This window comes from Olsenella sp. An293 (genome assembly GCF_002159495.1).
Taxonomy (GTDB): Bacteria; Actinomycetota; Coriobacteriia; order Coriobacteriales; family Atopobiaceae; genus Thermophilibacter.
In genome coordinates this window covers 133471-156820 of the sequence record NZ_NFIT01000004.1, presented here as the reverse complement: position 1 = coordinate 156820, position 23350 = coordinate 133471, and the positions used below count along the sequence as shown (strand labels likewise).

Genomic DNA, 23350 nt, shown 5'->3' with positions numbered 1-23350 from the left:
TGCGCCGCGTGCACGCACTTACGAGTGCGTGCATCGAGTGCGGGCGAGGAGTGCGGGCGGATTTTGGGCGGAGGGGCCCCGGGTGCGGGGTCCTTCTCGGCATATGGCGTCGAGTGCGCGCATCGAGTGCGCTGGAGCCCGCACTGGATGAGGGCTGCCGAGAAGTGCGGGCGTCCTCCCGGCCGATGCCGAGAAGTGCGGGCGTCCTCCCGGCCGATGCCGAGAAGTGCGGGCGGCCAGCAGGTCCTTATCGGCGAGCGGTAGGGCCGGCTTCACAGGGCACCACCGAACCTTCACAACAAGGTTCTTCTCGGCATCATATATTCGCAGGTAGATTGGGTGAGCGGTAGAACATACTCGAAAACGGGGGTCAAGTCAAGGCTTTTCATTGACCGGGGAGAGGCGTTTCGGTAACTTATTACGTTGCGACAATTGCCGCCTTCCACCCTTTTTGAAGGAGGAAAAGCCTGGTGTCTACCGCAAAGACTGCTCTTACGAAACCACAGGGAACGACCGGACGCAAGACCTTTAGCAAGATTGCTCCCGCGATGGAGCTGCCGAACCTGATCTCCGTGCAGAAGGAGTCGTTCGAGCGCTTCATGGGGGAGGGGCTTGCCGAGTCCTTTGCGGAGTTCTCCCCGATCGAGAACTCTGCCCACACCCTCCAGGTCACCTTTGGTGACCACCAGTTCGGCGACCCCGCGCACACGATCGCGGAGTGCCGTGCCAAGGACATCTCCTACCAGGCCCCCCTCTTCGTTGACGTGCGCTTTGTCAACAAGGAGACCGGCGAGATCAAGGAGCAGCTCGTCTTCATGGGCGACTTCCCGCTCATGACGGAGCGCGGCACCTTTGTCATCAACGGCACCGAGCGCGTGGTCGTCTCCCAGCTCGTCCGCTCCCCGGGCGTCTACTTTGCCTCCGAGATGGACAACGGCGTCCGCGTCTTCAAGGCCCAGTTCATCCCCGCGCGCGGCGCGTGGCTGGAGTTTGAGGTCGACAAGCGCGGCCACCTCGTCGTGTCCATCGACCGTAAGCGCCGCCAGTCCGCGACGATGTTCCTGCGTGCCCTCGGCATCGCCGAGACCGACGACGAGATCCTCACCCTCCTCGGTGACTCCGACGTCGTCCGCAACACGCTCGAGCGCGACGTGGCCACCACGCGTGAGGACGCCCTGCTCGAGATCTACCGTCGTCAGCGCCCCGGCGAGCCCCCCACCGTGGACTCCGCCCGCTCCCTGCTCGACGGCCTCTACTTCAACGAGCAGCGCTACGACCTCGCCCGCGTGGGCCGCTACAAGGTCAACAAGAAGCTCGGCATCGACTCCGAGACCGGCGAGCGCGTCCTCACCGGCGACGACATCGTCGAGGCCCTGCGCTACCTGCTGGCGCTGGCCGCCGGCGACCCGTCCAAGCGCCTCGACGACATCGACCACTTCGGCAACCGCCGCGTCCGCACCGTGGGCGAGCTGGTCCAGAACCAGTTCCGCATCGGCATGAGCCGCATGGAGCGCGTGGTGCGCGAGCGCATGGCCTCCCAGGACGTGGACGACATCACGCCGCAGAGCCTGATCAACATCCGCCCGATCGTGGCCGCGATCAAGGAGTTCTTTGGCTCCTCGCAGCTCTCCCAGTTCATGGACCAGGCCAACCCGCTGGCCGGCCTCACGCACAAGCGTCGCCTCTCGGCCCTCGGCCCGGGCGGCCTCGCCGGCCACAAGTCCGGCTCGAGCCGCCGCACCAACGTCCCCACCGCGGTGCGCGACGTCCACAACTCGCACTACTCCCGCATGTGCCCGATCGAGACGCCCGAGGGCCCCAACATCGGCCTCATTGGCTCGCTCGCGCTCTACGCGCACGTCAACGAGTACGGCTTCATCGAGGCCCCGTACCGTCGCGTCGAGAACGGCGTGGTCACCGACAAGATCGACTGGATGACGGCCGATGAGGAGGAGGCGCACAACATCGCCCCCGCCAACACGCCGTTTGACCCCGAGACCGGCCGCTTCGTCGAGGTCGACTCCAAGGGCAACGTCACCCACCCCGACCGCGTCATCGCGCGCACCCGCGACTTCGACGGCTCCTTCGGCGCCCCGGCGCAGGTCCCCGTCGACGAGGTCGACTACATGGACGTCTCGCCGCGCCAGCTGCTCTCCGTCGCGGCCAACCTCATCCCGTTCCTCGAGCACGACGACGCCAAGCGTACCCTCATGGGCGCGAACATGCAGCGCCAGGCCGTGCCCCTGATCCGCTCGAGCGCCCCGTACGTGGGCACGGGCATGGAGGAGCGCGCCGCGCTCGACTCCGGCGAGCTCATCTGCGCCGCCCACGCCGGCATCGTCTCCGAGGTCGACGCCGCCCACGTGGTCGTCTACTCCGACGCCTACGGCTCCGAGCGCTACGACCTCCCCAAGTACCAGCGCTCCAACCAGTCCACCTGCATCAACCACCGCCCGATCGTCCACGCGGGCGACCACGTCGAGGCCGGCCAGCCCCTCGCCGACGGCACCTCGATCGACCACACCGAGCTCGCCCTGGGCACCAACCTCACCGTGGCCTACATGCCGTGGGAGGGCTTCAACTACGAGGACGGCATCATCGTCTCCGAGCGCGTGGTCCAGGAGGACCTGCTCACCTCGGTCAATATCTCCCGTCACGAGATCGACGCCCGCGACACCAAGCTCGGTCCCGAGGAGATTACCCGCGAGATCCCCAACCTCTCCGAGGACATGCTCGCCAACCTCGACGATGACGGCATCATCCGCATCGGCGCCGAGGTCGGCCCCGGCGACATCCTCGTCGGCAAGGTCACGCCCAAGGGCGAGACGGCCCTGACCGCCGAGGAGCGCCTCCTGCGCGCGATCTTTGGCGCCAAGGCCCACGACGTCCGCGACACCTCCCTCAAGATGCCGCATGGCGCCTACGGCCGCGTTGTCGACGTGGTGCGCTTCAGCCGCGAGGCCGGCGACGACCTGCCGCCCGGCGTCAACGAGCTCGTCCGCGTCTTCGTCGCGCAGCGCCGCAAGATCCAGCAGGGCGACAAGATCGCCGGCCGTCACGGCAACAAGGGCGTCGTCTGCAACGTCCTGCCGGTCGAGGACATGCCCTACATGGCCGACGGCACGCCCGTCGACGTCCTTCTAGACCCGCTGGGCGTCCCCTCCCGTATGAACGTCGGCCAGCTGCTCGAGTGCCACCTCGGCTGGGGCGCCTCTCACGGCTGGGACGACGAGTCCGAGAACTCCGAGCGCTACGTGCCCGGCCCCATCCGCGTGGCCACGCCGGTCTTTGACGGCGCCACCGACGACGAGGTCGCCGAGCTCCTGCGCCGCACCAACATCAACCTCATGAACAAGGCCAAGCTCGACTACGGCGACCGAATGCGCGAGGAGTTTGTCCCGCAGCTGAGCGACCTCGGCAAGACCACGCTCTACGACGGCCGCACCGGCGAGCCCTTCGAGAGCCCGATTACCGTGGGCACGAGCTACATCCTGAAGCTCGGCCACATGGTCGACGACAAGATCCACGCGCGTTCGACCGGCCCCTACAGCCTCGTCACCCAGCAGCCTCTCGGCGGCAAGGCCCAGTTCGGCGGCCAGCGCTTCGGCGAGATGGAGGTGTGGGCCCTCTACGCCTACGGCGCGGCCAACGTCCTCCAGGAGATCCTCACCGTCAAGTCCGACGACACCAACGGCCGCGTGAAGACCTACGAGTCGATCGTCAAGGGCGAGAACGTCCCGTCCGCGGGCATCCCCGAGTCCTTCAAGGTCCTCGTCAAGGAGATTCGCTCGCTCGCGCTCGACATCGAGCCGATCTCCTACAAGAAGCGCGCCGAGCGCGCCGCCCAGGAGGAGCAGGCCGTCGCGGAGAGCTCCGTCGACGTCTTCGCCGACATGGTCTCCGACGGCGCCGAGCTCGCCGATGACCCTGAGAACGCCGAGGCCGCCCTCGTTGGCGACGCTCTGAGCGATAAGGAGTAGCGACTGTGGCAGATTTCGACACCACCGACTTCGACGCGATCAAGATCTCCCTTGCCTCCGCTGACCGCATTCGCAGCTGGTCGTGCGGCGAGGTCAAGAAGCCCGAGACGATCAACTACCGCACCCTCAAGCCCGAGAAGGACGGTCTGTTCTGCGAGAAGATCTTTGGCCCGCAGAAGGACTGGGAGTGCGCCTGCGGCAAGTACAAGGGCATCCGCTTCCGCGGCATCGTCTGCGAGCGCTGCGGCGTCGAGGTGACCACGGCCAAGGTGCGCCGCGAGCGCATGGGCCACATCGAGCTTGCCGCCCCGGTGAGCCACATCTGGTACTTCAAGAGCCCCACGAGCTTCCCGCTGGCCCGCCTGCTCGACATCAAGAGCAAGGACCTCGAGAAGGTCCTGTACTTCGCCAGCTACATCATCACCAACGTCGACACCGAGGCCCGCGAGGCCGACGCCGACGACCTCAAGGAGGAGCTGGCCGCCGACCTCGAGGAGCTCGACGCCGAGCGCGACGAGCAGATCGAGCGCCTGAAGGAGCAGGGCGAGGCCCCCGAGGACGAGTTCGGCGACGTCGAGCCGCTCTCGGCCGACGAGATCCGCGCCGGCATCGCCGACCTCGAGGAGGAGTACGAGGAGGAGAAGGCGCTGCGCCGCGACGCCTACGAGAAGTTCATGCAGCTCGAGGAGCGCGAGCTCATCTCCGACGAGGGGCTCTTCTCCGAGCTAAAGCGCTACTACGGCATCTACTTCAAGGGCGGCATGGGCGCCGAGGCCGTGCGCGAGCTGCTGCGCGGCATCGACCTTGAGTCCGAGGCCCAGACCCTGCGTCAGATCATCGCCTCCGACGACGCCCAGAAGCAGAAGCGCGAGAAGGCCATCAAGCGCCTGGAGATCGTCGACGCCTTCCTCAAGGGCGGCAACGACCCGGCCAACATGATCCTCGACGTCATCCCCGTCATCCCGCCCGACCTGCGCCCGATGGTGCAGCTCGACGGTGGCCGCTTCGCGGCGTCGGACCTCAACGACCTCTACCGTCGTGTCATCAACCGCAACAACCGCCTCAAGCGCCTGCTCGACCTCGACGCCCCGGCGATCATCGTCAACAACGAGAAGCGCATGCTTCAGGAGTCCGTCGACGCCCTCTTTGACAACGGCCGTCGCGGCCGCCCGGTCACCGGCCGCGGCGGGCGCCCGCTGAAGTCGCTCGCCGAGGCCCTCAAGGGCAAGCAGGGCCGCTTCCGTCAGAACCTGCTCGGCAAGCGCGTCGACTACTCCGGCCGCTCGGTCATCGTCGTCGACCCCAAGCTCAAGCTGCACCAGTGCGGCCTGCCCTCGCAGATGGCCCTCGAGCTCTTCAAGCCCTTCGTGATGCGCCGTCTCGTCGAGCTCGGCAAGGTCGAGAACATCAAGGGCGCCAAGCGCGCGATCGACCGTCAGATGCCGGCCGTCTGGGACGTGCTGTCCGAGGTCATCCAGGACCGCCTCGTTCTTCTCAACCGCGCACCTACGCTGCACCGTCTGTCCATCCAGGCCTTCGAGCCGGTTCTCGTTGAGGGCAAGGCCATCCACCTGCACCCGCTCGTGTGCGCCCCCTTCAACGCCGACTTCGACGGCGACCAGATGTCGGTGCACGTGCCGCTCTCCACGCAGGCCCAGACCGAGGCCCGCGTGCTGATGCTCTCGTCCAACAACCTGCGCAGCCCCGCGTCCGGCAAGGTGCTCACCGTGCCGTCGCAGGACATGGTCTTCGGCGCCTACTTCCTCACCACCGAGAAGGGCGAGAAGAGCGACTCCACCCCGGTCTTCGCCGACTTCGACGACGCGCTGCTCGCCATCGACATGAAGCGTGACCTCGGCATCCAGGAGCCCGTCATCGTGCGCGTCTCCGCCGCCGACGCCAACGTCGATCAGGACGGCCGCAAGATCTTCCGCGTGCTGTCGAGCAAGGGCGTCTTCGAGGACTTCGACGTCACCGAGCACAGCGCCCGCTTCGAGACCACGCCGGGCCGCATCATCTTCAACCGTCAGTGCCTGCCGGCCGACTACCCCTTCATCAACTACAAGATGGTGAAGAGCGACATCTCCGCCCTGGTCAACGACTGCTGCGATCGCTACACCACGGCCGAGGTCGAGCCGATCCTCGACGCCATCAAGGAGACCGGCTTCCACTACGCCACGATCGCCGGCCTGACGGTCTCGGTGTGGGACGCCGTCATCCCCGAGGACAAGCCGCTGCTGCTCGACGAGGCGCAGGCGCGCGTCGACGAGATCAACGAGTACTACGAGGACGGCTTCCTGTCCGAGCGCGAGCGTCACGTCGAGGTCGTCAACGCCTGGACCGAGTGCACCGACCTTCTCGGCTCCGAGATGCTCGAGGGCTTCGCCGAGGACAACCCCATCTACATGATGGCCGACTCCGGCGCCCGTGGCTCCAAGACCCAGCTCCGTCAGCTCGCGGGCATGCGCGGCCTCATGGCCGACATGTCCGGCGAGACGATCGACCTGCCGATCAAGGCGAACTTCCGCGAGGGCCTCGAGCCGCTCGAGTACTTCATCTCCACCTACGGCGCCCGCAAGGGCCTCGTCGACACTGCGTCGCACACCTCCGACTCGGGTTACCTGACCCGTCGTCTGGTCGACGTGGCCCAGGACGTCATCGTCCGCGAGGAGGACTGCGGCACCGACGAGGGCGTGACCTACCCGCTCATCAAGCCGGGCGAGACGAGCGTCAACACCGACCTCATCGGCCGCTGCGCCCTGAACGACATCTGCGACCCTGCCACCGGCGAGGTCCTCATCGCCAAGGACGGCTACGTCGAGTCCAAGGACGACCTCGAGATGCTCGTCGAGCACGGCCTCATGAAGATCGAGCTCCGCGCCCTTCTCACCTGCAAGTCCAAGTACGGCGTCTGCCAGAAGTGCTACGGCTGGGACCTCTCCACGCGTCGCCCCGTCAACATCGGCACGGCCGTGGGCATCATCGCCGCCCAGTCCATCGGCGAGCCGGGCACCCAGCTCACGATGCGCACCATTCACTCCGGCGGCGTCGCGGGCGCTGACGACATCACGCAGGGCCTCCCCACGGTCGCCCGCATGTTCGACGTCGTCGGCAACGTCAACGAGAAGATCCTCGGGCGCGAGGCCGACCTGGCCCCCGTCTCCGGCACCCTGCGCATCACCCCGGAGCAGACCGAGTACCTGCTGCGCATCTACGACACCGAGGACCCCTCCCGCATCATCGAGGAGTGGCGCGTCCCGGCCTCCGTCCGCTTCATGCCGGGCGTCGAGGACGGCGTCGAGGTCCGTGCCGGCGATCAGATCACCCGCGGCTTCGTCAACTTCCGCAAGCTGCGTCGCCTCACCGACATCGAGTCGACGATGCACATCTTCGTCGAGTCGGTCAAGGACGTCTACACCTCCCAGGGCGTCGACCTCAACGACAAGCACATCGAGGTCATCGCTCGCCAGATGCTGCGCCGCGTCCAGGTGACCAACCCCGGCGACTCCCAGTACCTGCTGGGTCAGTACGTCGACCGCTACGTCTTCGCGGACACCGTGCGCAACGTCACCCTCGCCGGCGGCACCCCGCCCGAGGCCGAGCCGGTTATCCTCGGCACCCTCAAGGTGGCGAGCTCTATCGACTCCTGGCTCTCCAGCGCGTCGTTCATCCGCACCGCGGGCGTCCTCACCGAGGCCGCCATCGAGGGTGACGTCGATCACCTGCTCGACCTCAAGTCCAACGTCATCGTGGGCAAGCAGATCCCGGCCGGCACCGGCCTCTCCGCCTACCACGACGTCAACCTCACCTACCACGGGACCAAGATCGACGGCCCCACGTCCCCGCTCGCCAAGAGCCTGCCCGAGTGGGCGCCCGACGAGCTCAAGGGCATCGAGGAGCAGCTGCCCAAGCAGCTCGACTGGGTTGGCGACGACTACGGCTTTGGCGGCGTGTACTCCAAGAACGGCCGCACGCTCTCGAGCGAGGACGCCAAGCTCTACCTCTTCGACGACCTCGGCGTCTCGCAGCGCTGGACCAACAAGTTCAGCGAGGTGGGCATCGAGACGGTGGGCGACCTCATCGGCAAGACCGAGGACGACCTGCTGCGCATCGACGGCATCGGCGCCAAGGCGATCGAGGAGCTCCGCGACGGCCTCGAGGCCCGCGGTCTGCTCTACATCCTCGAGCCCGATGACTCCGAGGCTGACAGCGAGGACCTGTCCCAGCTTCTGAACATGGTCTTCTCGCCTGACGCCGACGCCGACATCATGCTCGGCACCGCGGCGCCCTCCACGCACCACTTCGATGACGACGAGCTCATCGGCGGCTCCGAGGCGCCGTCCAGCGACTCCGACATCATCAACGAGGATCTCGGCTCCCTCGACGACCTCCTCTCGCAGGTGGTCCGCCAGGAGTCCGAAGAGGAGTAGCGCTCGACTACGAACCCGTTAGAGCGGCCCCGCCCTTCTCTCCGGCTCACTGCGCTTCGCGCAGAAGTCGCCGGATGAGAAGGGCGGGGCCGCTCGGCCTTCTTATCGAAGGGCGCGGGCAACCAAAGGGCTGGGTTGTGAGGCTGCCTGCGGTGCGAGGTAGTCGCGGCTCCGGCGAACTTTGTGTACAGAAAAGTCAGAGTTTGCTCGGGGTGGCGGGTCGCAGGGAGGCTTGCTCGGCTGAGAAGAACGCGGGGCCGTCAGCGGTCTCCAGCACGGCGCGGCCCCACGCGTCCACGGTCTCGAGGCGCCCCGCGGCCAGGGGCTCGCCCTCGGGCGAGAGCGCCACGACCGGCTCCCCGAGCCAGGCGAGGCGCGCCAGGTAGTCGTCCCGGATGCCGGCCAGCGGCTCGACGCCGCCGCTCGCGGCCCAGCCGTCGACTCGCGCCACGATGTCGCTCCGCAGCGCCTCCGCAAGGGTCGAGAAGGACGGCGCCGCCCCCAGCTCCGTCAGGCAGACGGCCCCCAGCCCGCGCGGGGCGCTTTCGACATTGATGCCCAATCCGCACACGGCGAACGCCTCGCCCGCGCCGTCGCGCCTGGCCTCCACGAGGATGCCGCCGAGCTTGCGTCCGCGCGCGAGCACGTCGTTGGGCCATTTGAGCTGCGGCTCGTTTGAAATCCCCAGAGCCGCGAGCCCGTCGAGGGCGCCCAGTCCGCACGCTGCCGCGAGCCCCGGCAGCCGCGAGGGCGCCACGCGGGGCCGCAACAGCACGGAGAGATAGAGGTTGCCGCGAGGGGAGGCCCACGCGTGACCGCGCCTCCCGCGCCCGGCAGTCTGCCGGCGCGCGGCGACGGCCGTCCCGGCAGCGGCGTTCTTCTCGGCAAGGTCGTGCGCGACGTCGTTGGTGGAGCCCACCTCGTCGAAGATCAGGATGTCGGGCAGGACGCCCATGCTGCTCCCTCCTACGCTTGCGGAAACGATTGTATCCGCAGATGCGCATGTGAAGGACTCGTGGCAATATTGAGAAGCTTGAAAAGCTGGCGACACGGGCGCCCGGCTTTGACTAGCCTACGTAACAGATGTTGACGGGTTAACAACGAGGGAAGGCGGGCAGGTGGGCTTTCGTATTCTGGGAACGGGGTCGGCGCTTCCGGCCCGCTCGGTGACCAACGAGGACCTTTCCGAGTTCCTTGACACCTCCGACGAGTGGATCTTCCCTCGCACCGGCATCAAGAGTCGTCGCATCTGCACCGCCGAGTCGCTCGACGAGCTCTCGGTCGAGGCCAGCCGCGCCGCCCTCGAGGCCGCCGGCGTCACGCCCGACCAGCTTGACCTCATCATCTGCTCGACCACGAGCGGCGACCACCTCATCCCGGCCCAGGCCTGCGCCATCGCCGAGCTTCTCGGCGCCTCGTGCCCCGCCTTCGACGTCTCCGCGGCCTGCGCGGGCTTTGTCTTCGCGCTCGACCTTGCGGACGGCTACTTCGCGCGCGGTCGCGCCGAGCGCGTGCTCGTGGTCGCGGCGGAGAAGATGAGCCGCCTGGTGGACTGGGAGGACCGCGCCACGTGCGTGCTCTTTGGCGACGGCGCGGCCGCGGCCGTGCTCGCCGCGGGCGGCCAGAACCCGCTCGCGATGCGCCTCTCGACCGAGCCCTCCGTCGAGATCCTCCACGTGCCGGGCGTTGCCGGCAGCTCCCCGTACGACGAGACGGAGCGCCCGGCGAGCGTCCTCTCCATGGAGGGGCGTCGCGTCTTCAAGTTTGGCGTGAACGCCATCTGCACCTCGGTGACCGAGCTCGCCCGCGAGGCGGGCATTGCCGTCGAGGACATCGACCACTTCGTGTTCCACCAGGCCAACGAGCGCATCCTCTCCTCGGCCGTCTCCCGCCTCGGGCTTGACGACGCCAAGGTCACGCGCTCGCTCGCGGAGACCGGCAACATCTCGAGCGCGTGCGTCCCGCTCGCCCTCGACCGGCTCGCCCGCGCCGGCAAGATCACTCCCGGCCAGCTCGTTGCCCTCGTGGGCTTTGGCGCTGGCCTCGACACGGGCGCCTGCCTCCTTCGCTGGGAGTAGGCGCCGCATCACGTCCATTGGAGCGCCCGTCGGGCGCATGGAAAAAGAAGGAGTACCAACAATGGCAGACCAGAGCACCTTTGAGCGCGTGTGCGCGATCGTCCGCGAGCAGGGCGGCCTCGACGACGTCGAGCTGACCGCCGAGACCACGCTCGCTGAGGTTGGCCTCGACAGCCTGGCCACCGTTGAGGCCGTCATGGCCTGCGAGGACGAGTTTGGCATCGAGATTGACGCCGAGTCCAACCCCACCACCATCGGCGAGTTCGTCGAGATGGTCGACTCCCTTCTGGAGAACTAGTCATGCTGCGCACCCCCATCTGCGACCTTCTCGGCATCGAGAAGCCCGTCTTCCAGGGCGGGATGGCCTGGATTGCCGACGCCTCCCTGGCCTCGGCGGTCTCCGAGGCCGGCGGCCTGGGCATCATCGCGGCCATGAACGCAAACGCCGACTGGCTGCGTGACCAGATCCACGAGCTTCGCGAGAAGACCGACAAGCCCTTTGGCGTGAACGTCATGCTCATGAGCCCGTTTGCGGACGAGGTCGCCCAGGTCGTCATCGACGAGCGGGTGCCCGTGGTCATCACGGGCGCAGGGAACCCGACCAAGTACATGAAGGCCTGGAACGCGGCCGGCATCAAGGTCATCCCCGTCGTGGCCTCCGTGGCCATGGCCAAGCTCGTCCAGCGCGCCGGCGCCGTCGCCGTCGTCGCCGAGGGCACCGAGTCCGGCGGCCACATCGGCGAGACCACGACGATGGCGCTCGTCCCCCAGGTCGTCGACGCGGTGAAGATCCCCGTCATCGCCGCCGGCGGCATCGCCGACGGTCGCGGCGTCGCCGCGGCCTTCATGCTCGGTGCCGTGGGGGTCCAGGTGGGGACGCGCTTCCTCGTTGCCAACGAGTGCACCGTGTCCGACCAGTACAAGGACCTGGTCCTCAAGGCAAACGACATCTCCACGCGCGCGACGGGCCGCTCCACCGGCCACCCCGTCCGCGCCCTCAAGAACCCGTTCTCCAACAAGTACGCCCAGATGGAGTCCGCCGGCGCCTCCGAGGAGGAGCTCAACGCCCTCGGCACCGGCGCCCTGCGCAAGGCCGCCAAGGAGGGCGACTACGAGAACGGCAGCTTCCTGTGCGGGCAGATCGCCGGCATGGTGAAGGAGCGCCAGAGCGCGCTCGAGATCGTGGACGACCTCGTCAACGGGGCCGAGAAGGTCCTGGCAGGAGCGATGCAATGGGTAAGGTAGCGTTTCTGTTTGCCGGCCAGGGCGCCCAGCACCCCGGCATGTGTGCGGACCTCATCGAGTCCGAGGCCGCGGCCAAGGCCGTCTTCGACGCCGCCGACGCCGTGCGTCCCGGCACCACCGAGCAGTGCCTCTCCGGCACCAAGGAGGAGCTCTCGCAGACCATCAACACGCAGCCCTGCGTCTTTGCCGCCGACCTCGCCTGCGCCCGCGCGCTGGCCGCGCGCGGCGTGACGCCGGACGTGGTCGCGGGCTTCTCGCTCGGCGAGGTCGCCGCGCTCACGTTTGCCGGCGCCTACACCGACGAGCAGGGCTTCGAGCTCGTGTGCCACCGCGCCGAGCTCATGGCTGACGCCGCCGAGAAGAACCCGGGCGCCATGCGCGCCGTCGTGAAGCTCGACTCCGCCACGGTCGAGCGCCTCGCGGCCGAGGCCGCGGGCGAGGATGGCGCGTGCTGGCCCGTGAACTACAACAGCCCGCTGCAGACCGTCGTCGCCGGCACGCCCGAGGCTTGCGAGCGCCTCGACGCGCTGGTGAAGGAGGCCAAGGGCCGCGCGATGAAGGTCGCCGTCTCGGGCGCCTTCCACAGCCCGTTCATGGCTGAGGCCGAGCGCGGCCTCGCCGCCTACCTCGAGGACGGCCACGCGCCTGCCGAGCCCACCGTGCCTGTGCTGGCCAACCGAACCGGCGAGGCCTATCCGGCCGACGAGGCGGGGCGCGTCGCCCTTCTCGCCAGCCAGGTGGCAAACCCCGTCCAGTGGGTCCGCACCCTCCAGAACATGGCGGCGGACGGCGTGGACATCTTCGTCGAGGTCGGGCCCGGCAAGACCCTCACGGGTCTTGTGACCCGCACGCTCGAGGGCGTCACCGCGCTGCCGTGCGAGACGGCCGAGCAGCTCGAGGCGGTTCTCGCCGCCCTGTCAAAGGAAGGGGAGTAGCCATGGCCGAGAAGAGCGGCGCCCTCGAGCGCGACGCCTCCCGCCGCGTGGCCCTCGTCACCGGCGCCTCGCGCGGCATCGGCCGCTCGGTCGCCGAGGGGCTGGCGGCGGACGGCTTTGACCTCGCCCTCGTCTACGCGGGCAACGAGGCCGCGGCCGCCGAGGCCGTCGCCGCCTGCGAGGCGGCCGGCGCCACCGCGCGCGCCTACCGCTGCGACGTCTCGGACCCCGAGGCCGTCAAGGCCACGGTCGACGCGGTCCTCGCCGACTTTGGGAGCGTCTGGGCCCTCGTCAACAACGCGGGCATCACCCGCGACGGCCTGCTCGTGCGCATGAGCGACGAGGACTTCTCCCGCGTGATCGACGTCAACCTCAAGGGCGCCTTCCACACCGCCCGCGCCCTCGCGCGCGCCTTCATGCGCCAGCGCGGCGGCCGCATCGTGAACATGGCGTCGGTCGTGGGCCTCATGGGCAACGCCGGCCAGGCCAACTACGCCGCCTCCAAGGCGGGCCTCGTGGGCCTCACCAAGTCCCTCGCGCGCGAGCTCGCGCCGCGCGGCGTCACCGTCAACGCCATCGCGCCGGGCTTCGTGGAGACGGACATGACCTCGGTGCTCGCCGACGAGGTCCGCGCCAACTACGAGGCGCAGATCCCCCTCGGCCGGCTTGCGAGCGCCGACGAGGTCGCCGCCGTCGCCCGCTTCCTCGTGAGCGACGCCGCGTCCTACGTGACCGGTGAGGTCATCCGCGTCGACGGCGGCATGGCGATGTAAACGGACCGAAGGGGGAGCGTCCCCTTCCGGCCCATTGGCATACGTCAAGAGGGGACCGTCCCCTTTTGACCCGTTGGGAGATGAGATGGAGCACAGGGTAGCAATCACGGGCATCGGTGCCGTCACGCCGCTTGGCAACACGGCCAAGGAGACGTGGGAGGGCATGGTCGCCGGCCGCTGCGGCATCGGCCCCATCACCCACTTCGACACCGAGATCTTCAAGGTCAAGGTCGCGGCCGAGGTCAAGGACTTCGACGGCGCGGCCCTTCTCGGCAAGCAGGAGGCGGCGCACCTGGACCTCTTCTCCCAGTACGCGCTCGTCGCCTCCGACGAGGCCATGGCCGACTCCGGCCTCGACGCCGAAGGCGTCATCGACCGCGAGCGCCTCGGCGTCTACGTGGGCTCGGGCGTGGGCGGCATCAACGCCTTCGCCGACAACGTCCACGTCATCTCCGAGCGCGGTCCGCGCCGCGCCTCCCCCTTCATGATCACGATGATGATCGCCAACATGGCCTCCGGCAACATCGCCATCCGCCACAAGGCGCTCGGCCCCACCCTGCCCGTCGTGACCGCCTGCGCCACCTCCGCCCACGCCGTGGGCGAGGCCTTCCGCGCCATCAAGCATGGCTACGCCGACGCCATCCTCGCGGGCGGCGCCGAGGCCGCGATCATGCCCGACTCCATCGCGGGCTTCACGAGCTGCCGCGCCCTCACCACCAACCCCGACCCCGCCACCGCGTGCCGCCCGTTCGACGCGGAGCGCAACGGCTTTGTTATGGGCGAGGGCGCCTGCGTGCTCGTCCTCGAGGAGTGGCAGCACGCCGTCGAGCGCGGCGCCCACATCTACGCCGAGGTCGTGGGCTACGGCAACACCGACGACGCCTACCACATCACGAGCCCCGACCCCGAGGCCGACGGCATCACGCGCGCCATCCGCCTCGCGGTGGAGGAGGGCGGCGTCAAGCCGGAGGAGGGCCTCTACATCAACGCCCACGGCACCTCGACCAAGCTCAACGACGCCTCCGAGACCCGCGGCTTCAAGCAGGCCCTCGGCGAGGACGCCGCCCGCGCCGCGCATGTCTCCTCGACCAAGTCGATGACCGGCCACATGATCGGCGCGACGGGTGCCGTCGAGGCCATGGCCTGCGCGCTCGCCCTCGAGAACGGCGTGGTGCCCCCCACCATCAACTACCGCACTCCCGACCCGGAGTGCGACCTGGACTACACCCCCAACGAGGCCGTCGAGTGCGAGCTCACCTGGGCGCTCTCGACCAACCTCGGCTTTGGCGGACACAACGCGGCGCTCGCCCTGCGCGCCGTCGAGAGGAGCTAGCGATGGATGCTGCCAAGATCTCCCAGATCGCCGACATCATGCGCGACCACGGCCTCGTCCGCGTGCGCGTCGAGGAGCCCGACGGCTCGGCCGTGGAGCTCGAGAGCGGGTGCGTCGCCCCGGTGACGCCCGCCGCCCCGGCGCCCGCCGCTCCCGCGGAGGACGAGCCCATCGACATGGCGCACACCACCGCGGTGCGCGCTCCCATGGTCGGCGTCTTCTACGCCGCCCCCGCGCCCGGTGCCGAGCCCTTCGTTCACGTGGGCTCCAAGGTCAAGAAGGGCGACACCCTCTGCGTCATCGAGGCCATGAAGGTCATGAACGAGGTCACCGCCGAGGAGGACGGCGAGGTCGTCGACGTCTGCGTGAAGGACGGCGACCTCGTCGAGTACGGCTGCTGCCTCATGAAGATCTACTAGGAGCGGAGAAGAGCCATGAACAAGGAAGAGCTCAAGAGCCTGCTGCCGCACCGCGAGCCCATGCTCCTGCTCGACGAGGCGGAGGTCGTCGACGGCGAGGCCCACGGCAAGATCACCATCACCGGGGACGAGTTCTTCGTCCAGGGCCACTTCCCCGGCAACCCCATCGTCCCGGGCGTCATCCAGTGCGAGATGCTCGCGCAGAACTGCTGCGTCCTTCTCGCCGACGACCTGGCCGCCAAGGGTGCCACGCCCTTCTACACGAGCCTCGACAAGGTGCGTTTCAAGCGCCCCGTGCGCCCCGGCGAGACCATCGAGCTCACCTGCCGCATCACCAAGAGCCGCGGGCCCTTCCGCTTTGCCACGGGCGAGGCCCGCGTGAACGGCGAGCTCTGCTGCCAGGCGGAGATGTCCTTCGCCCTGATGTGACGGAGGCTCCCCCGTGCAAAGGGGACAGTCACTTTTGCACGGCGCCGGGCATTGGAGAGAGAGCACCGCGCAAAAGTGACTGTCACTTTTGCGCGGCACGCCAGGAGGCGACGATGTTCGACAAGATTCTCATTGCGAACCGCGGCGAGATCGCCGTCCGCGTGATTCGCGCCTGCAAGGAGATGGGCGTCAAGACCGTGGCGGTGTACTCCACTGCGGACGCGGAGGCCCTCCATGTGGCGCTCGCCGACGAGGCCTACTGCGTCGGCGGCCCCCGCCCGGCGGACAGCTACCTCAACGAGGACGCCATCCTCACCGTGGCCCTGCAGTCCGGCGCCAAGGCCATCCACCCCGGCTACGGGTTCTTCTCGGAAAACGCGCACTTCGCCCGCGAGTGCCGCGACTGCGGCCTCGTGTTCTGCGGCCCCGCGCCCGAGGTCATCGAGCGCATGGGCGACAAGGACGCGGCCCGGCGCACCGCGCGGGGGGCCGGCGTGCCCATCGTTCCCGGCTGCGACCTTTTGGGCAGCGCCGAGGAGGCCGTGGCCGAGGCCGAGCGCATCGGCTGCCCGGTCCTGATCAAGGCCCGCTCGGGCGGCGGCGGCCGCGGCATCCGCAAGGTCGAGTGCCCCGAGGACGCGGGCCGCGCCTTCACCGAGGCGCGCGCCGAGGCCGAGGCCGCCTTCGGCGACGGCGAGTGCTACATGGAGAAGTTCGTCTCGCCCGCCCACCACGTCGAGGTGCAGGTCCTGGCCGACGCCCACGGCAACGTGGTCAGCCTCGGCGAGCGCGAGTGCTCCGTGCAGCGCCGCAACCAGAAGCTCATCGAGGAGAGCCCGGCGCCGTGCCTCGACGCCCACCCCGAGGTGCGCGAGCGCATGCACAAGGCCGCCCGCGACCTCACGCGCGCCGTGGGCTACGTGGGCGTGGGCACGATCGAGTTCCTCTACGCCGACGACGGCAGCTTCTACTTCATGGAGATGAACACGCGCCTGCAGGTCGAGCACCCCGTCACGGAGTTCGTGAGCGGCATCGACCTCGTCAAGTGGCAGCTGCGCGTGGCCGCCGGCGCCGAGCTGCCCTTCTCGCAGGACGACATCGCCATCACCGGCCACGCGATCGAGTGCCGCATCAACGCCGAGACCCCGGAGTTCCTCCCGTCCTGCGGCGACATCACGATGCTGCACGTCCCGGGCGGCCCGCAGGTGCGCTTTGACTCCGCGCTCTACGTGGGCGCCGTGGTGCCGCCGTACTACGACTCGCTGCTCGGCAAGCTCATCGTGTGCTCGTCCACGCGCGAGGAGGCCATCCGCAAGATGCGCTCGGCCCTGGGCGAGCTCGTGGTCGAGGGCGTGGCCGAGAACAGCGAGCTGCACCTCGACATCCTCTCCAACCCCGAGTTCGTCTCCGGCAACTATCACACCAACCTGATGGAGCACCTCTATGAGTAAGCGCGAGAAGAGCGTCAACGCCCTCGAGGGGCCCATGACCGAGGCCTCGCCGGAGTTCCCCGAGCGCCACGTCCTCGTCAAGTGCCCCGGGTGCCGGCGCGTCATCGACCAGGACAAGCTCGAGAAGAGCCTCGAGGTCTGCCCTCGCTGCGGTCGTCACCTGCGCGTCTCCGGGCGCAAGCGCATGCGCATCACCGTCGACGAGGGGAGCTTCGAGGAGTGGGACCGCGGGCTCGCCGCTACGGACTTCCTCGAGTTTCCGGGCTATGCCGAGAAGCTCGAGGCCGCGCGCGAGAAGAGCCACGAGGCTGACGCCGTCGTGTGCGGCCGCGGCACCATCGGCGGGCATGCGTGCGCCCTGTTCTTCATGGACGCCGACTTCATGATGGGCTCGATGGGCTCGGTCGTGGGCGAGAAGATCACGCGGACCTTCGAGCGCGCCCGCGAGCTCGGCCTGCCCGTCGTGGGGTTCACCGTCTCCGGCGGCGCGCGCATGCAGGAGGGCACGACCTCGCTCATGCAGATGGCCAAGGTCTCCGCGGCCGTGCGGCGCCACTCCGAGGCCGGCCTGCTCTACCTGACCGTCCTCACCGACCCCACGACCGGCGGCGTCACCGCGAGCTTTGCGATGGAGGGCGACGTCATCATCGCCGAGCCCGGCGCGCTCGTCGGCTTTGCCGGCCCGCGCGTGGTGGAGCAGACCACGCACAAGAAGCTGCCCGCGGGCTTTCAGCGCTCCGAGTTCCTGCTCGAGCACGGGTTCTGCGACCTCATCGTGGAGCGCAAGGACCTGGCGGCCACCCTCGCCGAGCTCCTCGCCCTCCACAAGGGCGAGGTCCCGGCCGCGGGCGCCCCGCACGCGCTCGCCCACGAGGAGCCGCGCGGCCGTCGCGGCGCCCGCCCGAGGCGCGCGCCGGAGCCCCAGAGCGCCTATGACATCGTCAAGCTCACCCGCTCCACCGACCGCGCGACGGCGCTCGAGCTCGCCCAGCGCGGCCTCGACGGCTTTGTCGAGCTGCACGGCGACCGCCTCTTCGCCGACGACGCGGCCGTCGTCGCCGGCATCGGCTGGAAGGGCGGGCGCGTGCTCACGGTCGTTGCCATCGAGCGCGGCAACACCACCAAGGAGCGCGTGCGCCGCAACTTTGGCATGGCCCACCCCGAGGGCTACCGCAAGGCCCAGCGCCTCATGCGCCAGGCCGAGAAGTTCCACCGCCCGGTGTTGTGCCTCGTGGACACGTCGGGCGCCTACTGCGGCATCGGTGCAGAGGAGCGCGGCCAGGGCGAGGCCATCGCCTCGAGCCTCGTGGAGATGAGCGGGCTCAAGACGCCGATCGTGAGCGTCGTGGTGGGGGAGGGCGGCTCGGGCGGCGCGCTCGCCCTGGCCCTCGCCGACCGCGTCTACATGCTCGGCAGCGCCGCCTACTCCGTCGTGAGCCCCGAGGGCTGCGCGTCGATCCTCTGGAAGGACACCAAGCGCGCCGACGAGGCGGCCGCCGCCCTGCACATCACGGCGGGCGACCTCGTCGAGCTCGGTCTTGTCGACGGTATGGTGCCGGACCTCGGCCTCACCCACGCAGAGATCGCGCATGATATGATGCGCGAGGTCGAGATCGCCCTCGACGAGCTCTCCGGACTCTCCGCGGAGGAGCTGGTCAGCCGTCGTTACGATAAGTTCCGCGCAATGGGAGGAAACCGCATATGCTCGCAATAGTCACCGACTCCACCTGTGGCCTCACCCGCGCCGAGGCCTCCGAGCTGGGCGTCACCGTCGTCCCCATGACCTACACCGTCGACGCCACCTGGCACGAGGAGAGCTTCGTCGGCGAGGGCGGCGACTACGCCGCGCTCTTCTCGGGCAGCCATCACGTCGCCACCCACGCGGTGCGCACCTCCGTCTTCGAGGAGGTCTTCAAGCGCCTGCTCGACGAGGGCAACGACGTGCTCTGCGTCACCATCTCCTCGCGCCTGTCCGGCGCGTTCCGCAGCGCCGAGGACGCCGCGACCCACCTCGCGAGCGAGAACCTTGCCGTCCTGGACTCCTGGGTCACGGCCGGCGCGCTCGAGTTTCTCGTCCGCCGCGCCCGCTCGCTCGCCGACGGCGGCTGCACGCTCGAGGAGGTCTTCGCCGACCTCGCGACCCTGCGCCGCGACACGCGCATCGTCTTCAGCGTGCCCAACATGGACGCGCTCTCCCGCAGCGGCCGCCTCGGCGCCATCCGCCGCGCCGTCGCGACCAAGCTCAACCGCTATCCGGTCATGTGCCTGCACGAGGGCGGCATCAAGCAGCTCGATGACGGCCGCGGCGCCCGCGGCATGGCGGCCGTGATGGCCGAGCAGGTGCCCGACGGCACCACCGACCTCGTGATCTCCCACTTCGGCCCGCGTGGCGTCGAGGCCCGCGAGGTCTTTCTCGCCGTGCGCGCCCGCTTCCCGGAGGCGCGCGTCCGCGTGAAGGACGGCGGCCCGGTCCTCGCCGAGCACCTCGGCCTCGGTGCCGTGGGCCTCTCCTGGGCATAGCGTCTCTGCGACAGTCCGCCTTCGTGCGGGTTCCGGACGGTTTGGACTTGGGAACCGTCCGGAACCCGCACGCTCTTCTCGGACGTGCGGCTTCCGGTCACTTTGGGCTCCCGGACCGTCCGGAACCCGCATGCGCCTCGGGAACGTGCGGCTTCCGGACGGTCTGCCGAGAAGAACAGTCCGGTCGCCGCACGTTCTTCTCGCCCGCGTGAACTTTACGTGGAGGATGGATACGCCCGGCTCCGTGGCGTTTTGACAACAGGGAGCCATGCGCGTAGAGTTCAACGTCGCGTCAATCCGGGGCAGAGGTGCTGCTCGGCCCTTGAATACAACAAAAAGGCACGTCGATAGGTATAGAAGGAGAGAACTTTGCCTACTATCAACCAGCTCGTTCGCAACGGACGCATGAGCGTCAAGTCGAAGTCCAAGAACGCAGCCCTGCAGCACAACCCCCAGAAGCGCGGCGTGTGCACCCGCGTCTTCACCACCACCCCCAAGAAGCCGAACTCCGCCCTTCGTAAGGTCGCCCGTGTGCGCCTCGTCAACGGCATCGAGGTCACGGCCTACATCCCCGGCGAGGGCCACAACCTCCAGGAGCACTCCATCGTGCTGATCCGCGGCGGCCGCGTCCGCGACCTCCCCGGTGTCCGCTACAAGATCATCCGTGGCGCCTACGACTGCGCCGCCGTGCAGAACCGCCAGAAGGCGCGCTCCCGCTACGGCACCAAGCGCCCCAAGTAGTCCGTCACGTAAACGCACCTTAAGATCTGAGGAGATACAAACATGCCGCGTCGTGCATCTAAGACCCACCGTCGCGAGATTCAGCCGGATGCCGTCTACAACAACCGCCTCGTGACCCAGCTCATCAACAAGGTCCTTCTCGACGGCAAGAAGGCCACCGCCGAGCGCGTCGTCTACGGCGCCTTCGACATCGTCGCCGAGAAGTCCGGCGAGGACGCCCTCACCGTCTTCAAGAAGGCCATGGACAACATCCGCCCGACCCTCGAGGTCAAGCCCAAGCGCGTCGGTGGCGCCACCTACCAGGTGCCCATGGAGGTCAACTCCCGCCGCTCCACCCAGCTCGCCATCCGCTGGATGGTCAACTTCTCGCGCGCCCGCAAGGAGAAGACCATGTCCGAGCGCCTCGCCAACGAGATCCTCGACGCCTCCAACGGCGTCGGCGCTTCCGTGAAGCGTCGCGAGGACCTCTTCAAGATGGCCGAGGCCAACCGCGCCTTCTCTCACTACCGCTTCTAGTCCGCGAGATCGAGGAGTTGCCACATGGCTAAGCCCAAGTACAAGCTTGAGGACCTCCGCAACATCGGCATCATGGCCCACATCGACGCGGGCAAGACCACCACGACGGAGCGCATCCTCTACTACACCGGCAAGACCCACAAGATCGGCGAGGTCCACGACGGCGCCGCCACCATGGACTGGATGGTTCAGGAGCAGGAGCGCGGCGTGACCATCACCTCCGCGGCCACCACGTGCTTCTGGAAGGACCACGTCATCCAGATCATCGACACCCCGGGCCACGTTGACTTCACGTCTGAGGTCGAGCGCTGCCTGCGCGTCCTCGACGGCGCGGTCGCGGTCTTCGACGCCGTCGCCGGCGTCCAGCCGCAGTCCGAGACTGTCTGGCGTCAGGCGACCACCTACGGCGTCCCCCGCATCGCGTTCATCAACAAGTATGACCGCGTCGGCGCCGACTTCTTCCACGCCATCGACACCATGAAGGACCGCCTGCACGCCAACGCCGTTGCCGCGCAGATCCCCATGGGCTCCGAGTCCAATTTCTGGGGTCTCATCGATCTGGTCACCATGACCGCGTGGGACTTCAAGGAGGACTCCAAGGGCATGATCTACCCCGAGGTCATGGACTCCATCCCCGAGGAGTTCGCCGACCTCGCCCAGGAGAAGCGCGAGGAGCTGCTCGACGCCGCCTCCAACTTCTCTGACGAGATCATGGAGGCCGTGCTCGAGGAGGCCGAGATCTCCGTCGACGACCTCAAGGCGGCCCTGCGCAAGGGTGTCATCGCCGGCGAGCTCAACCTTGTCTTCGTGGGCTCCGCCTACAAGAACAAGGGCATCCAGGAGCTGCTCGACGCCGTCGTCGACTACCTCCCGAGCCCGCTCGACGTCGCCGAGATCGACGGCACCAACCTCAAGGGCGAGCCCGACGTCCGTCACGCCGACGCCAAGGAGCCCTTCGCGGCCCTCGCCTTCAAGATCATGACCGACCCCTACGTCGGCAAGCTCACCTACATCCGCGTCTACTCCGGCCAGGCCGAGGCGGGCTCCTACGTCTACAACTCGGTCAAGGACAACCGCGAGCGTCTTGGCCGCATCCTCGAGATGAACGCCAACGACCGCGTTGACCGTGACGCCTGCTTCGCCGGCGACATCGTCGCCTGCGTCGGCCTCAAGAACACCACCACCGGCGAGACCCTCTGCGACGAGAAGCACCCGATCATCCTCGAGTCCATCGAGTTCGCGACCCCGGTCATCTCCGTCGCCGTCGAGCCCAAGACCAAGGCCGAGCAGGACAAGATGTCCGTGGGCCTGGCCAAGCTCGCCGAGGAGGACCCGACCTTCCAGGTCCACACCGACCACGAGACCGGCCAGACCATCATCTCCGGCATGGGCGAGCTGCACCTCGAGATCATCGTCGACCGTCTGCGTCGCGAGTTCAAGGTCGACGCCAACGTCGGCAAGCCCCAGGTCGCCTACCGCGAGACCGCCGGCAAGGCCGTCATGCATGCCGAGGGCAAGTTCGTCCGCCAGTCCGGCGGCCGCGGCCAGTACGGTCACGCGATCATCGACATGGAGCCCAACGAGGAGGGCAAGGGCTACGAGTTCGAGAACGCCATCGTCGGTGGCGTCATCCCGAAGGAGTACATCCCCTCCATCGACAAGGGCATTCAGGAGGCGCTCGAGAGCGGCGTCATCGCCGGCTACCCGGTCGTCGACATCAAGGTGAAGCTCATCGACGGCTCCTACCACGAGGTCGACTCCTCCGAGGCCGCCTTCAAGATCGCCGGCTCCATGGCCATCAAGGAGGCCCTGCGCAAGTCCGACCCGATCCTCCTCGAGCCCGTCGAGCAGGTCGAGGTCGAGACGCCCGAGCAGTACATGGGCGACGTCATGGGCAACCTCTCCTCCCGCCGCGGCAAGATCGAGGGCATGGAGGATCGTCGCGACACCAAGGTCATCAAGGCCAAGGTGCCCCTGGGCGAGATGTTTGGCTACGCCACCGACCTTCGCTCCCAGACGCAGGGTCGCGCGAGCTACACCATGCAGTTCGACTCCTACGAGCCCGTCCCGAAGAACATCCGTGACGAGATCGTCGCCAAGAACGGCGGAAGCGCTTCTTAAGTCAACGACCACGAGCCCTAGCTCATTTGGAGGTACAAAGTGTCAAGCCAGAAGATCAGGATTCGCCTCAAGGGCTACGATCACGAGGTCGTTGATCAGTCCGCGAAGCTCATCGTCGACACCGCTCAGAAGACCGGTGCCCGCGTGTCCGGCCCCATCCCCCTGCCCACCGAGCGCAACCTCTACACGGTCATCCGCTCGCCGCACAAGGACAAGGACTCCCGCGAGCAGTTCGAGATGCGCACCCACAAGCGCCTCATCGACATCCTCGACCCCTCGCCCTCCACGGTCGACTCGCTCATGCGTCTTGACCTCCCGGCCGGCGTGGACATCGAGATCAAGCTCTAGTCTCTAACGCACGGTTTGGGCGCCCCGACCT

18 protein-coding genes are annotated in these 23350 nt (G+C 68.2%); 17 read left to right on the top strand and 1 reads right to left on the bottom strand.

What is annotated here, in order from left to right:
* The first annotated feature begins 470 nt into the window (after positions 1 to 470).
* Both B5F85_RS03800 and B5F85_RS03795 read left to right on the top strand, forming a co-directional pair.
* Positions 471 to 3980, top strand: coding sequence for a DNA-directed RNA polymerase subunit beta (locus tag B5F85_RS03800; protein WP_087314550.1), 3510 nt, complete (start codon positions 471 to 473; stop codon positions 3978 to 3980).
* 5 nt (positions 3981 to 3985) lie between these two features.
* Entirely contained in the window at positions 3986 to 8410 is a 4425-nt protein-coding gene (locus tag B5F85_RS03795) for a DNA-directed RNA polymerase subunit beta' (RefSeq protein WP_087314548.1), read from the top strand.
* A 196-nt stretch (positions 8411 to 8606) separates the two neighbouring features.
* Here B5F85_RS03795 and B5F85_RS03790 read toward each other — a convergent pair whose 3' ends face one another.
* Positions 8607 to 9365, bottom strand: coding sequence for a biotin--[acetyl-CoA-carboxylase] ligase (locus B5F85_RS03790; RefSeq protein ID WP_087314546.1), 759 nt, complete (start codon positions 9363 to 9365; stop codon positions 8607 to 8609).
* A 163-nt stretch (positions 9366 to 9528) separates the two neighbouring features.
* On the opposite strand from B5F85_RS03790, the gene B5F85_RS03785 reads away from it, so the two are divergent.
* The 15 genes from B5F85_RS03785 to rpsJ all read left to right on the top strand — a co-directional run bounded on the left by B5F85_RS03785 (position 9529) and on the right by rpsJ (position 23319).
* Positions 9529 to 10488 carry a beta-ketoacyl-ACP synthase 3 gene (locus B5F85_RS03785; RefSeq protein ID WP_087314544.1) on the top strand — a complete coding sequence of 320 codons (960 nt, stop codon included), beginning with the start codon at positions 9529 to 9531 and terminating at the stop codon, positions 10486 to 10488.
* Between the two features lie 61 nt (positions 10489 to 10549).
* Entirely contained in the window at positions 10550 to 10786 is a 237-nt protein-coding gene (locus B5F85_RS03780; RefSeq protein WP_087314542.1) for a phosphopantetheine-binding protein, read from the top strand.
* 2 nt (positions 10787 to 10788) lie between these two features.
* Positions 10789 to 11733, top strand: coding sequence for an enoyl-[acyl-carrier-protein] reductase FabK (gene fabK / locus B5F85_RS03775; protein ID WP_087314540.1), 945 nt, complete (start codon positions 10789 to 10791; stop codon positions 11731 to 11733).
* On the top strand, positions 11721 to 12668 hold the full coding sequence (locus B5F85_RS03770; protein ID WP_087314538.1) for an ACP S-malonyltransferase: 948 nt from the start codon (positions 11721 to 11723) through the stop codon (positions 12666 to 12668). Before fabK ends, B5F85_RS03770 begins: the two co-directional genes overlap by 13 nt.
* Positions 12669 to 12670: 2 nt before the next feature.
* Positions 12671 to 13441: a 3-oxoacyl-[acyl-carrier-protein] reductase gene (gene fabG, locus B5F85_RS03765; protein ID WP_087314536.1), complete on the top strand. Its 771-nt coding sequence runs from the start codon at positions 12671 to 12673 to the stop codon at positions 13439 to 13441.
* A gap of 85 nt (positions 13442 to 13526) precedes the next feature.
* Entirely contained in the window at positions 13527 to 14774 is a 1248-nt protein-coding gene (gene fabF / locus B5F85_RS03760) for a beta-ketoacyl-ACP synthase II (protein WP_087314535.1), read from the top strand.
* A gap of 2 nt (positions 14775 to 14776) precedes the next feature.
* Positions 14777 to 15193 (top strand): acetyl-CoA carboxylase biotin carboxyl carrier protein, encoded by a 417-nt coding sequence (gene accB, locus B5F85_RS03755; protein WP_087314533.1) that lies wholly within the window; start codon positions 14777 to 14779, stop codon positions 15191 to 15193.
* Positions 15194 to 15208: 15 nt separating this feature from the next.
* Positions 15209 to 15622 (top strand): 3-hydroxyacyl-ACP dehydratase FabZ, encoded by a 414-nt coding sequence (fabZ, locus tag B5F85_RS03750; protein WP_087314531.1) that lies wholly within the window; start codon positions 15209 to 15211, stop codon positions 15620 to 15622.
* 113 nt (positions 15623 to 15735) lie between these two features.
* The gene (accC, locus tag B5F85_RS03745; protein WP_087314530.1) at positions 15736 to 17073 is read left to right on the top strand and encodes an acetyl-CoA carboxylase biotin carboxylase subunit; all 1338 of its coding nucleotides are present in this window, start codon (positions 15736 to 15738) and stop codon (positions 17071 to 17073) included.
* Positions 17066 to 18787, top strand: a complete 1722-nt coding sequence (accD, locus tag B5F85_RS03740) for an acetyl-CoA carboxylase, carboxyltransferase subunit beta (protein ID WP_087314528.1) — start codon at positions 17066 to 17068, stop codon at positions 18785 to 18787. Before accC ends, accD begins: the two co-directional genes overlap by 8 nt.
* Positions 18775 to 19593, top strand: coding sequence for a DegV family protein (locus tag B5F85_RS03735; protein WP_087314526.1), 819 nt, complete (start codon positions 18775 to 18777; stop codon positions 19591 to 19593). Before accD ends, B5F85_RS03735 begins: the two co-directional genes overlap by 13 nt.
* A gap of 369 nt (positions 19594 to 19962) precedes the next feature.
* Positions 19963 to 20334: a 30S ribosomal protein S12 gene (gene rpsL / locus B5F85_RS03730; RefSeq protein ID WP_087218496.1), complete on the top strand. Its 372-nt coding sequence runs from the start codon at positions 19963 to 19965 to the stop codon at positions 20332 to 20334.
* Between the two features lie 42 nt (positions 20335 to 20376).
* The gene (rpsG, locus tag B5F85_RS03725; RefSeq protein WP_087314524.1) at positions 20377 to 20850 is read left to right on the top strand and encodes a 30S ribosomal protein S7; all 474 of its coding nucleotides are present in this window, start codon (positions 20377 to 20379) and stop codon (positions 20848 to 20850) included.
* Between the two features lie 24 nt (positions 20851 to 20874).
* Positions 20875 to 22971: an elongation factor G gene (gene fusA / locus B5F85_RS03720; protein WP_087314522.1), complete on the top strand. Its 2097-nt coding sequence runs from the start codon at positions 20875 to 20877 to the stop codon at positions 22969 to 22971.
* A 39-nt stretch (positions 22972 to 23010) separates the two neighbouring features.
* Positions 23011 to 23319, top strand: a complete 309-nt coding sequence (gene rpsJ / locus B5F85_RS03715; RefSeq protein WP_072374151.1) for a 30S ribosomal protein S10 — start codon at positions 23011 to 23013, stop codon at positions 23317 to 23319.
* Positions 23320 to 23350: the final 31 nt, after the last annotated feature.